The following is a 403-nucleotide window of genomic DNA, read 5'->3' as shown; positions in this document are numbered from 1 at the left end:
TTTCTTTGCGTGAGTCCTTCTTGATTTTCTTTATCAAGCTCGTTCCTGAAAAAAAATGAGCCTCTCATCTCAATTACAGTTTGTTGCTCATAATCTATTTTACCAAATTGTTTCCCGAAGCAACGCAGGACACACAACGGCATACAACAAGGTATAAAATTAATTGCTAGTGCAGGTCTAATTACGAAAATCATCGCGGATTCTATAGTTGGTTTGTATTTGCTAAAGTCAATGATTAAATCACGCAACTAATCTTATACTAAACGTTAACATTTATTCCTCCCAAATATTCTGCAAAAAAAATCTGATCTCTAAGCGGATTTTCAAAAACCAATCTTTACGCCGACTTTTAGCCAGATTCGCAAAATGATCCCAAAAGACTTTTAAAATCTTTGCGCTGACT

The 403-nt window shown here is 35.0% G+C and carries 1 protein-coding gene; it reads right to left on the bottom strand.

The window, feature by feature from the left end:
* A partial coding sequence (locus tag A8C32_RS20900; RefSeq protein ID WP_205635373.1) for a hypothetical protein occupies positions 1 to 248 on the bottom strand: 248 nt, incomplete at its 3' end.
* Positions 249 to 403 lie beyond the last annotated feature (155 nt).

This window comes from Flavivirga aquatica (genome assembly GCF_001747085.1).
Lineage (GTDB): Bacteria > Bacteroidota > Bacteroidia > Flavobacteriales > Flavobacteriaceae > Algibacter_C > Algibacter_C aquatica.
This window is presented reverse-complemented; position numbering and strand designations above follow the sequence as displayed.